This window comes from Luteolibacter sp. SL250 (assembly GCF_026625605.1).
Classification (GTDB): domain Bacteria; phylum Verrucomicrobiota; class Verrucomicrobiia; order Verrucomicrobiales; family Akkermansiaceae; genus Luteolibacter.
The window spans coordinates 58,690-75,323 of sequence record NZ_CP113054.1 but is presented as its reverse complement, the minus strand read 5'-3'; the positions used below and the strand labels follow the sequence as shown (position 1 = coordinate 75,323).

Genomic DNA, 16,634 nt, shown 5'->3' with positions numbered 1-16,634 from the left:
CCCTTCGCGCGGCTTGTTGGATGTGGTCGGGCCATCTCGGCCCGATGGAGCGCGGCGAGATGGCGGTCCTGATCTCCGGGATACGCTCCGGAACAGGACGGCCTAGTCGTTCGCGTGGACGGTGCGGATGTGGTGGATGACCTGTTCGGCGGCTTTGCGGTCGGCCGGCTCCAGCCCGGACATCCATTGCTCCGCTTGCTCGGGACTATCCGCATGCATGTGGGCGGTGATGCCACGGATGGCGAGATCCCTGCCGCTGCCTTCCGGCATCTGGAGAGCCCATCGGGTCGCGTTGGACGGGTTCCGCTGGGCGAGCTGGAAGCCGACATTCGCATACTTGAATTCATTGAAGGATGCCTTCTTTTTTGCGGCCTCCGCGAGGACGGCAGCGTGGAACTCGAGCGCGGCTCCACCGTTGGAGCGATCCAGCAGATCGTTGAAATTCTCGAGCTGGCCGGTGGTGAGGGAGGGCAGGGTCTCGATGGCCTGCGCCATTTCCTCCCGGCTCCAGCGTGTGATGAATCCGGTGTCGGTGACCTTGCCGGTCTCTCCCATCTGCCTGATCGCGTCCGCCGGAGGCACCGGAAAGTTCAGCGGCGCGCCCTGGGACCTCGGGGTGTGGGTCATTTCCTTGGCGTCATCCCCCAGGATCTTCTTCCATTCTTCCAGCACCTCGCCACCCATCGCCTCGAACCCACGGTGCATCTCCCGGACCATGGATTTGAACATCCATGGCTCTCCGCCGCGGTCCGGCAGGCCGTGGAGTTTGATGGCTTCCAGAGCCTTCCTCGTGTCGACGAAGGTGAGCCGCTGCATCGCGCTGAAGCGGACCATTTTCGCCTGTTCCGCGGTGAGGCCCGCCTTACCCTCATAGTCAAAGGAGATCCAGTCATCCAGATACTCCCCACGTTTGGTGGCGCCCGCCAGGACGGTCTGCATCAGCTCCGGGGAAAGGGTGCCCACCTTTCCCAGGACACCGGACGGGGTGAGTTCCTGGCCCCGGAGGCCATAGGTGAGCAAGGCCCCCGCGTCTTCCTGCTGCTTGGCCCAGGAGAGGGCCGCATTGAAGTCTTCATTCATCCAAGCGCGCGCGACCGCCTTTCTGGTCATGGAGCGTTGCGTTTCCTGCCGGGGGTGGTCCGCCCAATCGAGCACCATCTGGCGGTTGGCTGCGCCGAACGCGGCGATCACATCATCAAGCGGGACGTAGGATTCCTGCTCCCGTTCCAGGGTGGCGAGAACCGCGGCCGGGTCCGTCTTTGCCTGTTCGCGCAGCCCGGCCTCCAGCATGAAGTTCCGGTGGTTCCGGTCGGCGGTTTTGGCCGCCAGCGCCAGCACCGCCGGGTAGTCGGTTGCAGCCCATCTCTGCAGGTGGGGCCTCAGGCCACTCCCTCCCGACTTTGTCATGGCGACCGCACATTTCGCGGGATCGATGGCGGAGTAGCGGCCGAACAGGATGCTGCGGAAAAACGCGACCAGAGCCGGGTTCTCGTCTTGCCGGAAGAGGTTTCCGGACAGCCATTTTTCCACATCCTCGTCCGGGATGGAGTGGGCCAGATCGTAGGTGAGCTGCAGCCTGTCCTTGGTGGTGGTGGCCTCACGGATCCTGTCCAGCGCGCCCTGGTAGGCGGGATCGGCGTCGGCCTGTGCCCGGGTCAGTTTCGGAGGGGTCCGCGGAGGGATGGCGGAGGCATCCGCCTTCCGCGGTTCCGGGCTGGGGGCGGACGGGGACGCGACCATCCACGAGATGGCCGCTGAAGCGGCGAACGCGACGGAGAGGGGAATGGCCTTATTCATTGGGAGTGGTGGTGAGCAGCTTGCGGATGGTGTCCCTATGGTCCTTCGGCAGATTTTTGTCGTTCAGGTAGGCTTCGAATCCGGATGAGTCGCCCTCCTGCCATTCCCCGATGGTGTTGTTCAGGGCCTTGTTCCGCAGGCCGGCATCATTGATGGAGAAAGCCCAGCTCATGCTGCTGGGATAATCGTTCTTTCCGGCCTCGATGCTGGAGACGAGATTTTCGGCCAGTCTTTCCACCCATTTGTCCTTCTCGCCGGACGCCGGTTGCGCCGCGAGGAACTCGGAAAAGCCGTAACGGTCGCGGCCCATCCAGTGTTCCACCACCGACATCCGCAGCTTGGGCCTGTCATTTTCGTTGGGGACGGAGGCCACCAATTCGAAAGCCTCTTTCGGGCGCTGGTTGGAAAGCTCCTCCAGGAGTTTCCATGACGGTTCCATCTGGTCCATGGTGGTGTGGTTGCGCTCGTCGATGTAGATGCACACACGCCGGTAGGTCACCTGGCCGTTGTTGGCGGCGTATTCCCTGTAGAGTTCCGCGGCGGTGTCCCAGTCCGTGTTCGCCAGCTTCCCGGCGAGTTCGATGCTCAGGGTGTTGCGCGCCTTCATGTCCTGCTGGCTGCGGACGAAGGTGAGCGCCTGCCGCGGGTCCTTCTCCACCAGGCTGGCGATCCGTTTCCTGCCGAACTCCAGCTTGGTTTCCGTATCAGGCAGGATGGCGATCAGCTCGTTGGCCTGGTCCGGATACTCGGCGAGGAACGTCTCATAGACGGTCTCCCGGTTCATCGGGTGGATGTAGGGATGGTCGAGACACCAGCGCATCGCCGCATGGGGATCCTCCTTCGCCCATTGCCGCAGCTCGGGGGTGACGGAGTACGTGCCGAAGCGGAACTTCAGGTCCAGAGCCTCGCGGTATTTGCCTTCCTTCGCATACTGCGCGGTGATGGAGCCGATGACGAATGGCGCCAATGTCGTGTCTTCCGCGATCATCTGCAGGGCACGTGCCGGGTCATTTTCGGCGATGCCTTTGATGACCCATTCGACGGAGCGCCGGCGGCCACTGGCCCTGGCCGCGGCGAGCGCTTTTTCCGGATCATGCTTTGCCCAGGCGGTCCAGGCAGGGCCGGTGCCGACCATTTCATTGCCGAAGGCGCGCACCGCGCCTTCCGGGTCCAGCTCCACCCAGCGGGCGAGCAGGACTTCATCCAGTGATGGCATCCCCGGAAGGTAGTTCCCGGGGCGGACGGATTCGGTCCAGAATCTCCGGATGTCCTCCGCAGATGCTTCCGTCGCCCAGATGGCCATTTGCGCATAGTATTCCGGGGACATGGGGTCCGCCGCCTCCGCAGGCAGCGGGCGGGAATAGACCGGCATGGTCTTCACTTCCGTGGAGGAAGGGGATTTGTTCTGGCCGGTGGCCGGATGGCCGGGGTTTTTCCGGGCCAGGATGAGGGAGCCTCCCCAGCCTGCGGCGGCTCCGGCCACGATCACGGCGAGGTAAGGGATGAAGGAAGTTCTGGAGGTCAAGCCCAACGCTTGGCGGAAAGCGGGGCGTCAGTCAAGGAAGCGGGACCGGTCCTCTCCGGGAAATGCCCCTTTGTATCCTCCGGTCCATCAGGCGAAGGCACCCCAAGGGAGGGCAAAAAAAAGTGCTGCCAGGGAATCCGCGGCAAGCCCGGACAAACTACCGTTGCTCCGATCAAGGCCTGGCGGGGTTCGCTTGCCGGACCTCCACGGCCCCTGACAGCGCGGCAAAGAGAAACCAGCACACCGGTTTCCGCAATGGAAATGTGAGCGGTTGCCGGATCAGCCCAGCAGGGTGCTGCGGCTGAAGAGGGGGATGACGTGGATGCCGCGGGCCTCGATGGCTTCGCGGCCGCCTTCTTCCCGGTCCACCAGCACGACGGCGAAGGCGACCTTGCCGCCCTCGCGCTCGATGACGTCGATGGCCTTCAGGGTGGAACCGCCGGTGGTGATGACGTCATCGACGACGATCACGGTGTCCCCGGACTTGAAGTTGCCCTCGATCTGCTTGCCCGCGCCGTGGCCCTTCGGCTCCTTGCGCACGGTGAAAACCTGGAGCGCCTCGTCCGGGTGGGACTTGGCGGAGGCCATGCCGATGGCGAGGGAGATGGGGTCCGCGCCGAGGGTCATGCCACCGATGGCGGCGATGTTGAGGTGCTCCGAGTGGATCTTCGAGCGGACGGCCTGCCAACCGAGCTCGCCGATGAGGTTCGCGCCGAAGGGGTCCAGGGCGGTGACACGGCAGTCGATGTAGAGGTCGCTCTGCTTTCCTGATGCGAGCGTGAAGGTCCCGGTGCGGACGGATTTTTCGAGGAGGAGGGCTTTGAGGGCGGCGGTGGCGGCGTGCATGGCGGGGGTGATGCTGGAAACCGGAGGGCGCGGAGGCAAGCGCGGGGTTTTCGTCTGGCCACGGGGACGGGGGGAGGGGTATTTTCCGGGCCGGATGATCTTGGGACAGTTGATGGAACCTTCGGGCCTGATCGAGCAGGGCGGCCCCCTCGTGTGGGTGTTGCTGGGCCTCGGATTCATCGGCAGCGTCTGCATCGTGGAGCGGTTGTTCTTCTTCCATCGGGCGAGGATCAATGTGGGGGACCTGTTGGTGGGGCTGTCCCACCACGTGCGGCGGCGTGCCTTCGCGGAGGCACTGCATGAGGCGGCCCGGGCGCCGGGACCGGTGGCACGGGTGGCCCACGCCTCCCTGCTGCGCTACTACCTGAACCGGGCGGAACTGCGCGAGGTGGCGCGGGAGGCGGGACAACTGGAGGTCCCCCGGATCGAGAAAAACATCCGCGCCATCCTCGGTGCGGCCCTGCTGGCGCCGCTGGTGGGCATGCTGGGCACCCTGCTGGGCATGGTGGAGATTTTCCAGAGGGTCAGCGAGCACGGCGGGGTCACCGGTCCGGCGGAGCTTTCCAGCGGAGCGTTCACGGCACTCATCACCTCCGTGGTGGGGCTGGCCACGGCCATCCCGCTCTACCTCTTCTACCTCTACTTCCTGGGCCGGGCCACGCGCCTGGTCCACCGGCTGGAGCGCACCGGCATCGAGATGGTGAACATGATCGCGGATGCGCGGGAGGAGGAGGAATTCCATCCATTCCAGGGTGAAGTCAGCTCCGGGAAGAAATCGAAGGCGAAACCGACCCCGGTGCCATGAAACTGGAAATGACGCTGCCTGAGCGCCCCGGCTTCCTGCATGCGGTGCCGGTGCTGAATCTTTTCGCGCTGCTGCTGCTGTTCCTGCTGCTGGGGCCTTCGTTCGTGATGCACTCCGGCATTTCCGTGGAGATGCCGCCGTCCCGCTTCCAGATGGAGCGCTTCCGGGATTCGCTGGTTGTCACGTTGGGACCGGGCCGCCTTCATCTTGGGCGGGACTCCATGACGTTGCCGGAGTTGCTTGAACGGCTGGATGAGATCCATGGCCAGGACGGCATTGCGAAGACCATCGTGCTGATGCAGACGGATGCCGGGACCCCTGTGGGGGTGGAGCGGGAGGTGACCGAGGCCATCCTGGCGAAAGGCTTCCGGATCGCCTACGTCGGCCAAGCCATCCCTAGCGCGGTGCAACCCATCGACACGCCGGCGGAATGAAAAGCCCGGCCGTCATGGTGAGGGATCGCCTGCATGCCACCCGGCGGTGGATTTTCCGCTGGCGGGGGCTGGATGGCACGCCTTTGCGGGGCTTTCTGGCGTTGTTGATCACCGGCGGCTTGTTCGCGTTGTTCGCCGCCACGGTGAGGATCCGGGTGAGCGCGCCGCAACAATGGGTGGAGAAGAAAGCATCCATCATCCATCTGCCCGCGGACGGCGCCGGCAGGACATGGGCGCTGCGGGCGCAGGAGGGCGGGCCCTATCCTGCCCGTTTCGATGTGGGTGCGTGGGAGAAAAGCGCCGGGATGGAGGACTCCCTGATCAGTGCCACCCGTTTGTCCATCGGCGGTTATGAACCGAAGTTGAAGGAGCTGCCTGCCCGGGAAGAGATTCTTCCGGTGTATCTGGCGGACAAGGATGAACGGATATTCCCGAAGCACGCGGCGAAGTCCGGCCCGGACGCCCCTCCCGTGGCTTCGATTCCGGTGCCGGTGCTTTATCCCAGGTCCGGCATCACATCGGAGGAACTTCCTGCCATCCTTCCCGTTTTTGATCACGCCGGACTCAAGGAAGTCGCGGGGGAGTCCGCGCCACGGGAGTTCCTGCTGGAACTGGACCGGAGCGGCAGTGTGCTGTCCTGCACGGATCTCTCTGGCGGTGACGGGGTTCCGGCCATCCGCAACTGGTTGGGCAAGATCAATTTCGGTCCGGCGGTCGCCGGAAAGTCCCCGACGCTGGCTGTGGCGGTGGGGTTCACCAACATCGCCGTTCCGGATGGACCTGACCCTCGCTGACTTCGTTCTGTTCCTGTTGCTTGGAACTTCCGGGTTGGTCGTGGTGTTTTCCGTGATCTCCCGGACCCTGCACAACCGGACGGAGGCGCGGGCGTTGTCCCGCCGGGTGATCTGCCGCCTCTGCCTCCATGCGTTCGAGACCCAGGAACGCGGAAAGGTCGTGGACTGCCCGCACTGCGGAGTGGCCAACGAGCGTGGCCGGAGCCGCCGTCTGGGATGACCGGAGATGAGGGCTTGCGCCCATCCGCCGCAGCGGCCAAAGTTGCCCGACAAACTATGAGCGAACGACGCGTCGTCATCACCGGAATCGGCTGTCTCAGCCCGCTTGGCAATGATCTGGAGTCCACCTGGGATGGGCTGAAAAACGGCCGCAGCGGCATCAAGCGCATCGCGCAGATCGACCCGGAGCCGTTCGAGTGCAAGATCGCCGGTGAGGTCAAGGACTTCAACGCGGACGGATATTTCAACGTGCCGAAGGACGCCCGCCGTGCGGACCGCTACGTGCAGTATGCCGTGGCCGCCGCGAAGATGGCCATGGATGACTCCGGCGTGGACGTGGAGAAGATCGACCGCCGCCGCTTTGGCGTGATGGTCGGCAGCGGCATCGGCGGGCTTTCCACCCTCGAGCGCGAACACGGCACCTACATCGCCAAGGGACCGAAGCGGGTTTCCCCGTTCACCATCCCGATGATGATTTCCAACATCGCCAGCGGCATCATTTCCATGGAGCACGGCCTGCTCGGCCCGAACATGGTCATCGTCACCGCCTGCGCGACGTCCAACCACAACATCGGTGAGGCGTGGCGCATCATCAAGTTCGGCGATGCGGATGCCTTCCTCTGCGGTGGCGCGGAAGCAGCCGTCCTGCCGATGGGCCTCGCGGGTTTCTCGAACATGAAGGCGCTCAGCACCCGCAACGACGAGCCGGAGCGTGCCTCCCGTCCGTTCGATGTGGACCGTGATGGTTTCGTCATGGGTGAAGGTGCCGCCGTCCTCGTCATCGAGGAACTGGAGCACGCCAAGAAGCGCGGCGCGAAGATCTATGCGGAGCTGACCGGCTACGGCATCAGCGCGGACGCCCACCACCTCAGCGCGCCGACCCCGGACGGATCCGGCCCGGCCTACGCCATGCAGATGGCGATGAACCACGCGAAGGTGAACCCGACGGACGTGCAGTATCTCAACGCCCACGCGACCTCCACCGGCCTCGGTGACATCGCGGAAACCAAGGCGATCAAGCTGGCCTTCGGCGACTACGCGAAGAACGGCCTGGCCGTGAGCGCGACGAAGTCGATGACCGGGCACATGCTCGGCGCCGCCGGCGGCATCGAGCTCATCGCCTGCATCAAGGCCATCCAGGAAAGCGTCATCCCGCCGACCATTAACGTGGAGAACCAGGACCCGGAGTGCGACCTGGACGTCGTCCCGAACGTCGCCCGCGAGACCCCGGTGACGGTGGCCCTCAGCAACGGCTTCGGCTTCGGCGGCCACAACGCCGCCGTGCTCGTCCGGAAATTCGAGTGATGGAAAACCCGCGGCACCGCCAGACGCTCGAAGTCGCCTTCGGGGATACGGATGCCAGCGGTTGGGTCCATTTCCCGAACATCTTCCGCTACGTGGAGATCGCGGAGCACGCGTTCCTCAGTTCCCGGGGTATCATCGTCTTCGCACGCGACGGCGGTGGCTGGCCGCGGGCGGGCGTCTCCGCGGACTTCAAACGTCCGCTGCAACTGGGTGACCGCATCGAAGTGCTGCTTGGCATTTCCCGTGTCGGCGGCGCGTCCGTGACCTGGGAGTTCGAGGTCATCGGCAAGGACGGGGAGCTTTCGGCATCCGGCAGCATGACCACCGTAAGGGTGGGGTCGGATGGGAAACCGAGGATCCTTTCCGACGATGAGCGGGCAAAGCTGGAAGGCGGCAACATCTGAATCATCCATGGAAACCGGCCGCGTCATCCTTGTCCCCACGCCCATCGGCAATCTTGCCGATATCACGCTGCGCGCTCTGGAGATCCTCAAATCCTGCGACCGCATCGCCTGTGAGGACACCCGGCATTCCGCACCGCTGCTCGCGCACCATGGCATTTCCGGAAAGCCGCTGGTCGCCCTGCACGAACACAACGAAGCCCGCCGCGCGCCGGAACTGGTGGCGGCGGCGAAGGCGGGCGAGATCATCGCCGTGATCAGCGACGCGGGCATGCCCGGCATCTCGGACCCCGGTTACCGGCTGGTGCAGGCATGCCTGGAGAATGAAGTGCCCATCGAAGTGCTGCCCGGTCCGTCCGCGGTCATCACCGCGCTCATAGGCTCCGGGTTTCCGTGCCATGCGTTCCGTTTCGGCGGCTTCCTTTCAGTGAAGTCCGGCAAGCGCCGGTCCGCCCTGAGTGCCGCGCTGGAGTCCGGTGAGACCGGCATCTTCTTCGAGTCCCCGCACCGCATCGTCTCCACGCTGGAGATTCTGGCGGAGATCGACCCGGAGGCACGGACCTGCGTCGCCCGGGAGCTGACGAAGAAGTTCGAGACGTATCACCGCGGCACGTCGGTGGAGGTGCTGGCGCACTTCAAGGCCCATCCGCCGAAGGGGGAGATCGTTCTTCTAGTGCACTGCAAGGAGTAAGGAGGACGGACATTGCGGCAGAGCCGCTATGTCCGCTTCGCTCCCATTCCTGTCCGTCGGCGGCATTGGCGAATCATGAAAGATTTACCGCAGAGTCGCAAAGGCCGCGAAGGATCGCAGAGAGGAAGAAATGGAGTTCAGCTTTTTCCTTGCTGAAAACCGAACATTGAGAACTTCTCCTTCCTGATTCGCCAATGCCGTCGGTGGACAAGAGTGTCCACCCTCCTTACTGGTAGACTTACACCATCTCCAGGCCACGCATCGTGCCGCTGTGGCCGCCGAAGCTGTCCTTCTGGACGCCGGCGCGCTGCATCATGGTGATGAAAAGATTCGAGAGCGGGTAGTTGTTCTTCGTGTCGAAGCCGAGGTGCTGCCCGTGCTTGTAGCCGCCGCCCGCCAGCAGCAGCGGGAGGTTGTTCGTCTGGTGGCCGCTGGCATTGCCCAGGTTGCTGCCCAGCAGCACCTGGGTGCGCTCCAGCAGGTTCGACTCGCCTTCCCGGAAGCCACGGAGCTGCGTGAGGAAATCGAAGAACACCTTCATCGTCGCGCGCTCGACGATCTCCAGTTGCTTCAGGCGGTCCGGATTTTTCCCGTGGTGGGAGAGCGTGTGGTAGCCCTGCGCCACGCCCTCGATCTTCGGCACGGTGCCGATGGCGGTGCCGCCGAGCGTCAGCACGCGGGTGGAGTCCGTCTGGATGGCCAGACGCATGACGTCGAAGTAGGAACGGTAGGCGGCCACCACGTCCTCGGCCTCGAACTTGCCCGGCGGCTTCTCGTCCACCTGTGGCTTCGGCGTCTTTTCCCACGCACCGGCTTTTTCGAGACGTTGCTCCGTCTCCCGGACGGCGGTGAAGTATTGGTCGAGCTTTTCCCGGTCGGCTGCGCTGGCGTGCCGCTCGATGGTTTTCGCCTCCTCCATCACCAGGTCCATCACGCTGCGGCCATCGCGCAGGTCCGCCTCGCGGGAGGCAATCTCCTGCGGTGTTCCGGACATGAACAGACGGCGGTAAGCGGTACCCGGCATGCCGATGCGCGGGACGACCACGCCGTTTTCGGAGACAGCCAGGCTGTGCTCGCCCAAGGTGATCGACGAGAAGCGGGTTTCCGCACCGATGGCCTTGGCGATCACCTGATCGACGGAGACGGAGTTCCTGAAACTCCGAGCCGCGGGGTGGTGGGCGGCGGTGAGGAAGGACTTCTGGGTTTCATGCCCGCCATCGACACCCGGGTGGCTGACGCCGGAAAAGACGGTGAACTGGTCCTGCAGCGTGCCACCGATTTTGAGGTAGGGGCTGGGGTCATAGCCCACGCCCGCTTTCTCCGGGAAGAAGTTCTCCGACAAGAAGCCGAGCGGGATGTTGATGGCGATGAACCTGCGGGGAATGGTCTGTGCCGCGGCGGCCCGTGCGGAGAGCGGCACCATCGCCTCCAGGAACGGCAGCGCGAGGGAGACACCGGTGCCACGGAGGAAGGTGCGGCGGGAGAGTCGGGCTTGTTTCATGGCATCAACGGTTGGAGAAGGTTTCGCTGGAGACGATGAGGTGGACCAGGGTGCGCAGGCCGTCCCCCTTCACGGAGGACTCATTCATGATCCGGGCGACGGCGGGACGGTCCGAGAATCCAAGCTCGCGGCCGAGGCCGTAGGTCATGAGCTTCTGGGTGAGACAACGCCTGAAATCATCCCGGCCTGTCGCGAGCAGCAGCTTTTTGAATCCGGCGATGCCGGAAAAGGTGCGTCCGTCCGTGAGCACGCCGGTGGCATCCACCGGTGGGCCGTTCACCAGCCTGCCCTTCTCCTTTTCCCCGTCGCCTGCCTCGTAATTCACGTAGTGGGTGCGGAACGCGCCCGTGGGATCGAAGTCCTCAAGCGCGAATCCCGGCGGGTCGATGTGCTGGTGGCAGGACGCGCAGCTCGAGTCCTCCCGGTGCTTTTCCAGCAACTGGCGCATGGTCGTCGCCCCGCGGATGTCCGGCTCGATGCCATTGATGTTCGGTGGTGGCGGCGGGGACGGGCGGCCGAGGATGCTTTCCAGCACCCATGCCCCACGGACGACCGGAGAGGTGTAGCTGCCGTTGGCGGTGACCTTCAGCACGCTCGCCTGGGTCAGCACGCCGCCGCGCACGCTGTCCTTCGGCAGCCTCACCGGGCGCAGGGCCATGCCCTCCACGCCGGGGATGCCGTAGTGCTGCGCGAGCCGGCCGTTGAGGATGGCGAACTGGGAGTCGATGAAGTTCACCACCGGCAGGTCCCGGTTGAGGATCTCCCGGAAGAAGGTGCGGCTCTCCTCCACCATCGAGTATTGGAGCAGGTCATCATAGTCCGGATAAACCTTCGCGTCCGGGGTGGTGGCGTTGATTTCCCGCAGGTGCAGCCATTGGCCGGTGAAGTTGCGGACGAACTGCTCCGACCGCTCATCGGCCAGCAGGCGCTCCACCTGGGCGTGCAGCACCTTCGGGTCGCGGAGCTTGTTGGCGGCAGCCAGCTCCAGCAACTCCGCATCCGGCATGGAACTCCAGAGGAAGTAGGACAGCCGGGAGGCCAGTTCGGTGTCCGTCACGCGGGCCTCTCCGGGACGCATATCCTCCCGCAGGTAGAGGAAATTCGGGGAGCAGAGGACGGCCAGCATCCCGGCGCGCAGGCTTTCGGTGAATGACGCGCCGGCCTCCATCCGTGCGGAAACCAGCGCCAGATAGCGGTCGGTCTCGCCCGGTTGCAGCGGCCTGCGGAAGGCGCGGGCCATGAATTTCTCCAGCACGGGCAGGGCATCCGGCGCGGTCGCTTTGGTGACATCCAGCTTTCCAAGTACCCGGGTGTACGACGCCGGCGGCCAGACCGGGGCGAGCGGTCCGGTCATCTCCACCTTGCCGAAGGCGATGCCGGGGTTGGCCGCTCCCTTCGCCTTGTCCGGCAGGTAGGGCAGGCCCATGGCGAAGAACTGGATGGGCGAGTAGGAGCCCATATCCATCTCGAACTCGAAGGTCTTCAGCTCCGGTCCCACCTCCAGGTAGCCGGGATTCCCGCTGCCGCTGGCGGAGCCGTAGTTGCGGATGGCGAAGACGAGGTCCTTGGTCGTGTTGAGCGCCTTTGCCTGGAACTTGAACCGGTAGCGGCCCGCCTTTTTCGTCACGTTCTGCCGGGTGGCGATCTGGGAGTAGGTGCCGCGCTCCGTCCGGAAGGTGGCGGCCATCCCATCGACGATGGCGTAGCTGTTGGTGGGATATTTCGTGATGTGTTCCAGCAGCTCCGGTGCGGGATCCACCACCACCTTGTGGGTCACCGGCTTCTCTCCCGGTTTCAGCGCCTGGTCCAGTGCCACGGACGCGGCGGTGAGGTAGGCCTCCATCTGGTCGGCGGAAATGGCGAGCGCCTTGCCGTTGTTGTCGAAGCCGCCCGCTTTCTGGTCCTCCGGCAGCGTGCCGGAGAAATCCCGATCCACACCCAGCAGGTCGCGGATCGTGTTCCGGTATTCGGTCCGGTTAAGGCGGCGGAGATACACCTCGCGCTGTTGCTGATCCGCCTGGGCGAGCCGCGGCTCGATCCATTTGAGCAGCCCCTGGATTTCCTCTGGCTCTGGACGGTTCTTCCGTTTCTTCGGTGGCATCTCGCCGGACTTCACCCGGTCGTAGATGTTGGTCCAGAGGTCGGTGTGTCCGGCCATGTCCGGGCCGATCTTCGTCAGGTCCAGCCCGCCTTCTTTCGTTTCCGAGTCATGGCAGTCCGTGCAGCGGTTCGCGAAAAACTCCGCGGCGCGTTCCGTGAAGCCGCCATCGTCCGCCGCATGGGAGCTGGCGGCGCAGAGCAGGGAGAAGGCAAGGATCGTACGCGGAAAAGGCATGTCGCAGGGGCACCGGATACGTGGGATTCCCGGTGTTTTTGCAAAATTGCCGGATCTGGCGGCCTCAGGCAAGGGTGATCCCGACCGGGCAATGGTCGGAGCCGGTCACCTCCGGCATGATGACCGCGTCCTTCACCCGGTCCATGAAGGGCTGGGAGACGCCGAAGTAGTCGATCCTCCAGCCGACGTTCCGCGAGCGCGCGCCGCCACGGAACGACCACCAGGAATAGGCCCCCCGCTTGTCCGGGTAAAAGTGGCGGAAGGTATCGGTGAAGCCCGCGCCGAGCAGTTCGCCGAAGCTGGCGCGTTCCTCGTCGGAGAAGCCCGCGGAAAGGCGGTTCTCCTTCGGCCGGGCGATGTCGATCTCCTGGTGGGCGACGTTGAGGTCGCCGCAGAAGATCACCGGCTTCGTCTTCGCAAGTCCGGAGACATGGCGGCGGAAGGCGAGGTCCCAGGTCAGGCGGTAGGGCAGGCGGCGCAGGCCGTCCTGGGAGTTGGGCGTATAGACGTTCACCAGATGGAAGTCCGGATACTCCAGTGTCAGCACGCGGCCTTCCTTGTCATGTTCATCCATGCCCAAGCCCATGCGGACGTCGAGCGGTTGCTCCCGGGTGAAGACGGCCACGCCGGAGTAGCCCGGCTTCTGCGCCACATCCCAGAAGCCATGGTAGCCGTCCAGTTCCGGTGGCAGCGGCACCTGCTCCGGGCGGGCCTTGGTTTCCTGAAGGCAGAGGATGTCCGGTTTCGAGGCGGTGACGAAGTCGCCGAAGCCCTTGCCCAGCGTGGCGCGGATGCCGTTCACATTCCAGGAGATCAATTTCATCTCCCGGGAGTTTCCACACCACGCCGCTCAAATCAACAGCATGCAGTCCCCGTAGCTGTAAAAACGGTAGCGACGCTCCACCGCCTGACGGTAGGCGTCCAGCACCAGCTCCCGCCCGGCGAAGGCGCTCACCAGCATGATCAACGTGCTTTCCGGAAGGTGGAAGTTCGTCAGCAGGCCGCCGATGACGCCGAACCGGTAGGGCGGGTGGATGAAAATGTCCGTCTCCCCGCGCTGGTCATCCTCCGCGATCCTCCGGCCGTCGTCCGTGCGCAGGGACTCCAGCACCCGGGTGACGGTGGTGCCGACGGCGATGACGCGGGAGGCGGCGTTCACCCTGGCGGCGGTGTCCCGGGTGACGGCGTAGCGTTCCGAGTGCATCACGTGTTCGGAAAGGTTCTCCACGCTCACCGGCCGGAAGGTGCCCACGCCGACGTGAAGGGTGAGGAACGCGTGCTGTATCTCCGCCAGCAGTTCCGGGGTGAAATGCAGGCCGGCGGTGGGGGCGGCGATGGCCCCTTCCTCGCGGGCGAAGACGGTCTGGTAGCGTTCCCGGTCGGACAGATCGTCCTCCCGGTTCATGTAGTGGGGCAGGGCCAGGTGGCCGTGCTTGTCCAGGTCCACCGGGGTGTCCCAGCGGATCAACCGGTCGCCGTTTTCGAAAACTTCCACTACGGTTCCAGTAGTTCCTCCGGTGGTGACGGTCCTGCCCTCGCGCATTTTCTTCCCGGGGCGGACCAGGCAGCGCCACTCGGTCGGGGAAAGCCGGTCCAGGCAGAGCATCTCGATCTTCCCGTCGTCGGAGAACACGCGGGCGGGGATGACCTTCGTGTCATTGAGGACCAGCAGGTCTTCCGCGCGGAGATACTCCGGGAAGTCCGTGAACATGCGGTGCTCGATGACGCCGGTTTCCCGGTGAATCACCATCATACGGGAGGCGGAGCGCTCTGCCAGCGGCTTGGAGGCGATCAGTTCGTCCGGCAGGTGGTAGGAAAAATCTTTCGTCAGCAGGCTCATCGGCGTTTCCGGTTCACGCCCATGTAGAGCATCAGTTGCTCCGCCGGTCCCCAGATGCGGAAGAGGATGACGGGCTTGTGGTTGCGGTATTCCGTGGCGAGCAGGACGCGGGTGCCGTTCTTCTCGACATCCCATTCGTCCGTGTCACCCCCGGGCTTCCAGCGGCGGTCCATCAGGAACTTGAGGAAAAACTCCCGGTCCTGTCCTTCCTTCGGCTGGATGCCGAACTCGTCGGTCGGGTCCTCGGCACGGTGCTGTTCCGCCGCCCCGCTCCGCAGGACGATGCTGTGGGTCCTGCCCCAGGCGCGGAGCCGTGGCTGGATGAACGTGATCAGGTCCAGGGCCAGGCGGGTCACCACCGTGTCGTGGCGTTCGTCCAGTCCGCGCAGCGGCAGCATGCGGTTCATCACGCGCTGGTAGCCCGCGGTGCCCATTGGTCCGTGGTAGATGATGGAGTCACGCGTGGCCCGCACTGGTCCCCCGCCATAGACGAAGCCCTCCCAACGGGCACCGCCGCGTTTCGAGAAGCGGCCGGGATGTTTCGCGATGAGCAGGCGCTCCGCCCTGGCGTAGCCCTGCTGCTGGCGGAAGAACGCGCTGAACGACGGCCGCCGCCAGTGCCAGACGAACGCGCCCGCAGCGAAGCCGAGCCGGTAGCCCGCCTCCCGCAGACGCCAGCAGAAATCGACGTCATCCCCGGCGGTGCGGAACTGAGGGTCGAATCCACCCACCGCCTTGAACGCTTCCTTCGTGACCGCGATGTTGCAGCCGGGAAGGTGTTCCGCCTCATCATCCGTGAGCATCACATGACTGGGCGCTCCGGGGGCGGCGCAGACCACCGCCTCACGCCAGTCCCTGGGCGGTGGCGGGAGGTTCGGCCCGCCTGCGGCGGCATATTTCCCGTCATGGAAGACCCTCCTCAGCCGCGCCACCCACTCGATGTCCGGCTCGCAGTCGTCATCGGTGAAGGCAAGCACTTCTCCGCGGGCCGCGGCGGCACCGGCATTCCTCGCGGCACTCAGTCCGCCAGCTTCCAGCCTCAGCAGACGGACGCCGGGGAACCGTGTGGCGACCAGGTCCGCCGTCCCATCCTCCGAGCCATCATCCACGACGATGGTTTCAAATCCTCCGCCGGCCATGCGTGAGGCAGCCTCCAGGCAGGCCTCGATGCGCTTGATGCCATTCCGCGTGCAGATGATGACCGAGACGAAAGGGGATGAAGGGAACTCCGTCCTTGTGAAAAGGGAGGCATCCCACCGGAGCAGCGCCTCTTTAGGCTCGCCGCGGCGGTCGGTCATGCCGAAGTCCCAGTCCAGGATCTCCTCACCACCGGTGGCCCAGAGGTCGCTCCAGGCATAGACGGTGAAACCGGCGGCCTCTTCCTCGCGGGAGATGGCGGCCCCCCAGCGCAGGACCTCCGCCTGCGTTTCCCGGCTGTTGCGGTGGGTATCCAGGCCGAACTCGGAGATCACCAGCGGACGGTCGCCTGCGATGTGGTGGAGACGCTTGAGGTAGGCACGGTAGTCGTCCTCCTTTTCCAGGTAGATGTTGAAGGCGGTGAAGTCCGCGTTTGCAGGTTCCAGGTACTCCGTGCTGGGATAGTTCGCGTAGGCGAAAAGCAGGTGGGGCGCCGCCCGCCTGCCTTCGGTGATCAGTTGCTCCAGCACTCCACGGACAAAGTCCGGTCCCATCCAGCGCACCAGGTCGGCGCGGATCTCGTTGGCTACATAGACACCGGCCATGGCGGCATGGTCCCCGTGTTCCTGGAGGAAATTCGCCAGCTTCACCAATGCCTGGGTCACGAGAGCCGGACGCTTCCTGAAATCCGCCGGATAGCCCCACTCCAACCCGGCGAAGACCCGCAGCCCATGACGGTGGGCGGCGTCCAGCAGCTCCGTTCCCGGCAGGGTGTAGGTCCGCACGGCATTGAACCCGGCCGCCGCGATGCGGGCGAAATCCGCGTCGGCGGAGGCAGCGTGATTTTCCGGAAAGGGACCGTAGGTCACCGCCAGCAAGGGAACACGCTCCGTTCCCTCACGGAAAAACTTTCCGTCAGTACGCAGGGGTTCGCTGGCGTGGGGCATGGGCACCCCGCAGGCTAGATGGCTCAGGGCGTGTTCCGGAACAGAAAAAACGCGGCA

Annotated in this window: 15 protein-coding genes and 1 other RNA gene; 7 read left to right on the top strand and 9 right to left on the bottom strand. The window is 64.8% G+C overall.

The window, feature by feature from the left end:
• Window positions 1-102: 102 nt before the first annotated feature.
• The 4 genes from OVA24_RS00355 to pyrE form a co-directional block, all read right to left on the bottom strand.
• The gene (locus OVA24_RS00355) at window positions 103-1,797 is read right to left on the bottom strand and encodes a hypothetical protein (protein WP_267672365.1); all 1,695 of its coding nucleotides are present in this window, start codon (window positions 1,795-1,797) and stop codon (window positions 103-105) included.
• Window positions 1,790-3,322 (bottom strand): hypothetical protein, encoded by a 1,533-nt coding sequence (locus tag OVA24_RS00350; RefSeq protein ID WP_267672363.1) that lies wholly within the window; start codon window positions 3,320-3,322, stop codon window positions 1,790-1,792. Before OVA24_RS00350 ends, OVA24_RS00355 begins: the two co-directional genes overlap by 8 nt.
• A 123-nt stretch (window positions 3,323-3,445) precedes the next feature.
• Window positions 3,446-3,541: signal recognition particle sRNA small type (gene ffs, locus OVA24_RS00345), an RNA gene on the bottom strand.
• A 60-nt stretch (window positions 3,542-3,601) separates the two neighbouring features.
• On the bottom strand, window positions 3,602-4,168 hold the full coding sequence (gene pyrE, locus OVA24_RS00340) for an orotate phosphoribosyltransferase (RefSeq protein ID WP_267672362.1): 567 nt from the start codon (window positions 4,166-4,168) through the stop codon (window positions 3,602-3,604).
• Between the two features lie 112 nt (window positions 4,169-4,280).
• On the opposite strand from pyrE, the gene OVA24_RS00335 reads away from it, so the two are divergent.
• From OVA24_RS00335 to rsmI, 7 genes are read left to right on the top strand one after another with little or no spacing between them, the layout of a single operon-like run.
• Entirely contained in the window at window positions 4,281-4,973 is a 693-nt protein-coding gene (locus OVA24_RS00335) for a MotA/TolQ/ExbB proton channel family protein (RefSeq protein WP_267675265.1), read from the top strand.
• Window positions 4,970-5,407 carry an ExbD/TolR family protein gene (locus OVA24_RS00330; protein ID WP_267672361.1) on the top strand — a complete coding sequence of 146 codons (438 nt, stop codon included), beginning with the start codon at window positions 4,970-4,972 and terminating at the stop codon, window positions 5,405-5,407. The genes OVA24_RS00335 and OVA24_RS00330 overlap by 4 nt, the downstream gene beginning before the upstream one ends.
• Entirely contained in the window at window positions 5,404-6,201 is a 798-nt protein-coding gene (locus tag OVA24_RS00325; protein ID WP_267672360.1) for a hypothetical protein, read from the top strand. Before OVA24_RS00330 ends, OVA24_RS00325 begins: the two co-directional genes overlap by 4 nt.
• Complete coding sequence (locus tag OVA24_RS00320; RefSeq protein ID WP_267672358.1) at window positions 6,182-6,421, top strand: hypothetical protein; 240 nt, start codon at window positions 6,182-6,184, stop codon at window positions 6,419-6,421. The genes OVA24_RS00325 and OVA24_RS00320 overlap by 20 nt, the downstream gene beginning before the upstream one ends.
• Window positions 6,422-6,477: 56 nt before the next feature.
• The gene (gene fabF / locus OVA24_RS00315) at window positions 6,478-7,725 is read left to right on the top strand and encodes a beta-ketoacyl-ACP synthase II (RefSeq protein WP_267672356.1); all 1,248 of its coding nucleotides are present in this window, start codon (window positions 6,478-6,480) and stop codon (window positions 7,723-7,725) included.
• Window positions 7,725-8,129, top strand: coding sequence for an acyl-CoA thioesterase (locus OVA24_RS00310; protein ID WP_267672355.1), 405 nt, complete (start codon window positions 7,725-7,727; stop codon window positions 8,127-8,129). The genes fabF and OVA24_RS00310 overlap by 1 nt, the downstream gene beginning before the upstream one ends.
• Window positions 8,130-8,136: 7 nt before the next feature.
• Window positions 8,137-8,817: a 16S rRNA (cytidine(1402)-2'-O)-methyltransferase gene (rsmI, locus tag OVA24_RS00305; protein ID WP_267672354.1), complete on the top strand. Its 681-nt coding sequence runs from the start codon at window positions 8,137-8,139 to the stop codon at window positions 8,815-8,817.
• A 238-nt stretch (window positions 8,818-9,055) separates the two neighbouring features.
• Here rsmI and OVA24_RS00300 read toward each other — a convergent pair whose 3' ends face one another.
• The 5 genes from OVA24_RS00300 to OVA24_RS00280 form a co-directional block, all read right to left on the bottom strand.
• Window positions 9,056-10,318, bottom strand: a complete 1,263-nt coding sequence (locus tag OVA24_RS00300) for a DUF1552 domain-containing protein (protein WP_267672353.1) — start codon at window positions 10,316-10,318, stop codon at window positions 9,056-9,058.
• Between the two features lie 4 nt (window positions 10,319-10,322).
• Complete coding sequence (locus OVA24_RS00295) at window positions 10,323-12,653, bottom strand: DUF1592 domain-containing protein (RefSeq protein ID WP_267672351.1); 2,331 nt, start codon at window positions 12,651-12,653, stop codon at window positions 10,323-10,325.
• 64 nt (window positions 12,654-12,717) lie between these two features.
• Window positions 12,718-13,476, bottom strand: a complete 759-nt coding sequence (locus OVA24_RS00290) for an exodeoxyribonuclease III (RefSeq protein ID WP_267672349.1) — start codon at window positions 13,474-13,476, stop codon at window positions 12,718-12,720.
• A 27-nt stretch (window positions 13,477-13,503) separates the two neighbouring features.
• Window positions 13,504-14,487, bottom strand: a complete 984-nt coding sequence (gene queA, locus OVA24_RS00285; protein WP_345783431.1) for a tRNA preQ1(34) S-adenosylmethionine ribosyltransferase-isomerase QueA — start codon at window positions 14,485-14,487, stop codon at window positions 13,504-13,506.
• Between the two features lie 2 nt (window positions 14,488-14,489).
• Window positions 14,490-16,577 carry a glycosyltransferase gene (locus tag OVA24_RS00280; RefSeq protein ID WP_267672346.1) on the bottom strand — a complete coding sequence of 696 codons (2,088 nt, stop codon included), beginning with the start codon at window positions 16,575-16,577 and terminating at the stop codon, window positions 14,490-14,492.
• Between the last annotated feature and the right edge of the window lie 57 nt (window positions 16,578-16,634).

Coding starts and splice junctions, on each gene's coding strand:
- OVA24_RS00355 (WP_267672365.1), bottom strand. CDS start 1,797: ATGAATAAGGCCATTCCCCTCTCCGTCGCGTTCGCCGCTTCAGCGGCC.
- pyrE (WP_267672362.1), bottom strand. CDS start 4,168: ATGCACGCCGCCACCGCCGCCCTCAAAGCCCTCCTCCTCGAAAAATCC.
- OVA24_RS00335 (WP_267675265.1), top strand. CDS start 4,281: ATGGAACCTTCGGGCCTGATCGAGCAGGGCGGCCCCCTCGTGTGGGTG.
- OVA24_RS00330 (WP_267672361.1), top strand. CDS start 4,970: ATGAAACTGGAAATGACGCTGCCTGAGCGCCCCGGCTTCCTGCATGCG.
- OVA24_RS00325 (WP_267672360.1), top strand. CDS start 5,404: ATGAAAAGCCCGGCCGTCATGGTGAGGGATCGCCTGCATGCCACCCGG.
- OVA24_RS00320 (WP_267672358.1), top strand. CDS start 6,182: ATGGACCTGACCCTCGCTGACTTCGTTCTGTTCCTGTTGCTTGGAACT.
- fabF (WP_267672356.1), top strand. CDS start 6,478: ATGAGCGAACGACGCGTCGTCATCACCGGAATCGGCTGTCTCAGCCCG.
- OVA24_RS00310 (WP_267672355.1), top strand. CDS start 7,725: ATGGAAAACCCGCGGCACCGCCAGACGCTCGAAGTCGCCTTCGGGGAT.
- rsmI (WP_267672354.1), top strand. CDS start 8,137: ATGGAAACCGGCCGCGTCATCCTTGTCCCCACGCCCATCGGCAATCTT.
- OVA24_RS00300 (WP_267672353.1), bottom strand. CDS start 10,318: ATGAAACAAGCCCGACTCTCCCGCCGCACCTTCCTCCGTGGCACCGGT.
- OVA24_RS00295 (WP_267672351.1), bottom strand. CDS start 12,653: ATGCCTTTTCCGCGTACGATCCTTGCCTTCTCCCTGCTCTGCGCCGCC.
- OVA24_RS00290 (WP_267672349.1), bottom strand. CDS start 13,476: ATGAAATTGATCTCCTGGAATGTGAACGGCATCCGCGCCACGCTGGGC.
- OVA24_RS00280 (WP_267672346.1), bottom strand. CDS start 16,577: ATGCCCCACGCCAGCGAACCCCTGCGTACTGACGGAAAGTTTTTCCGT.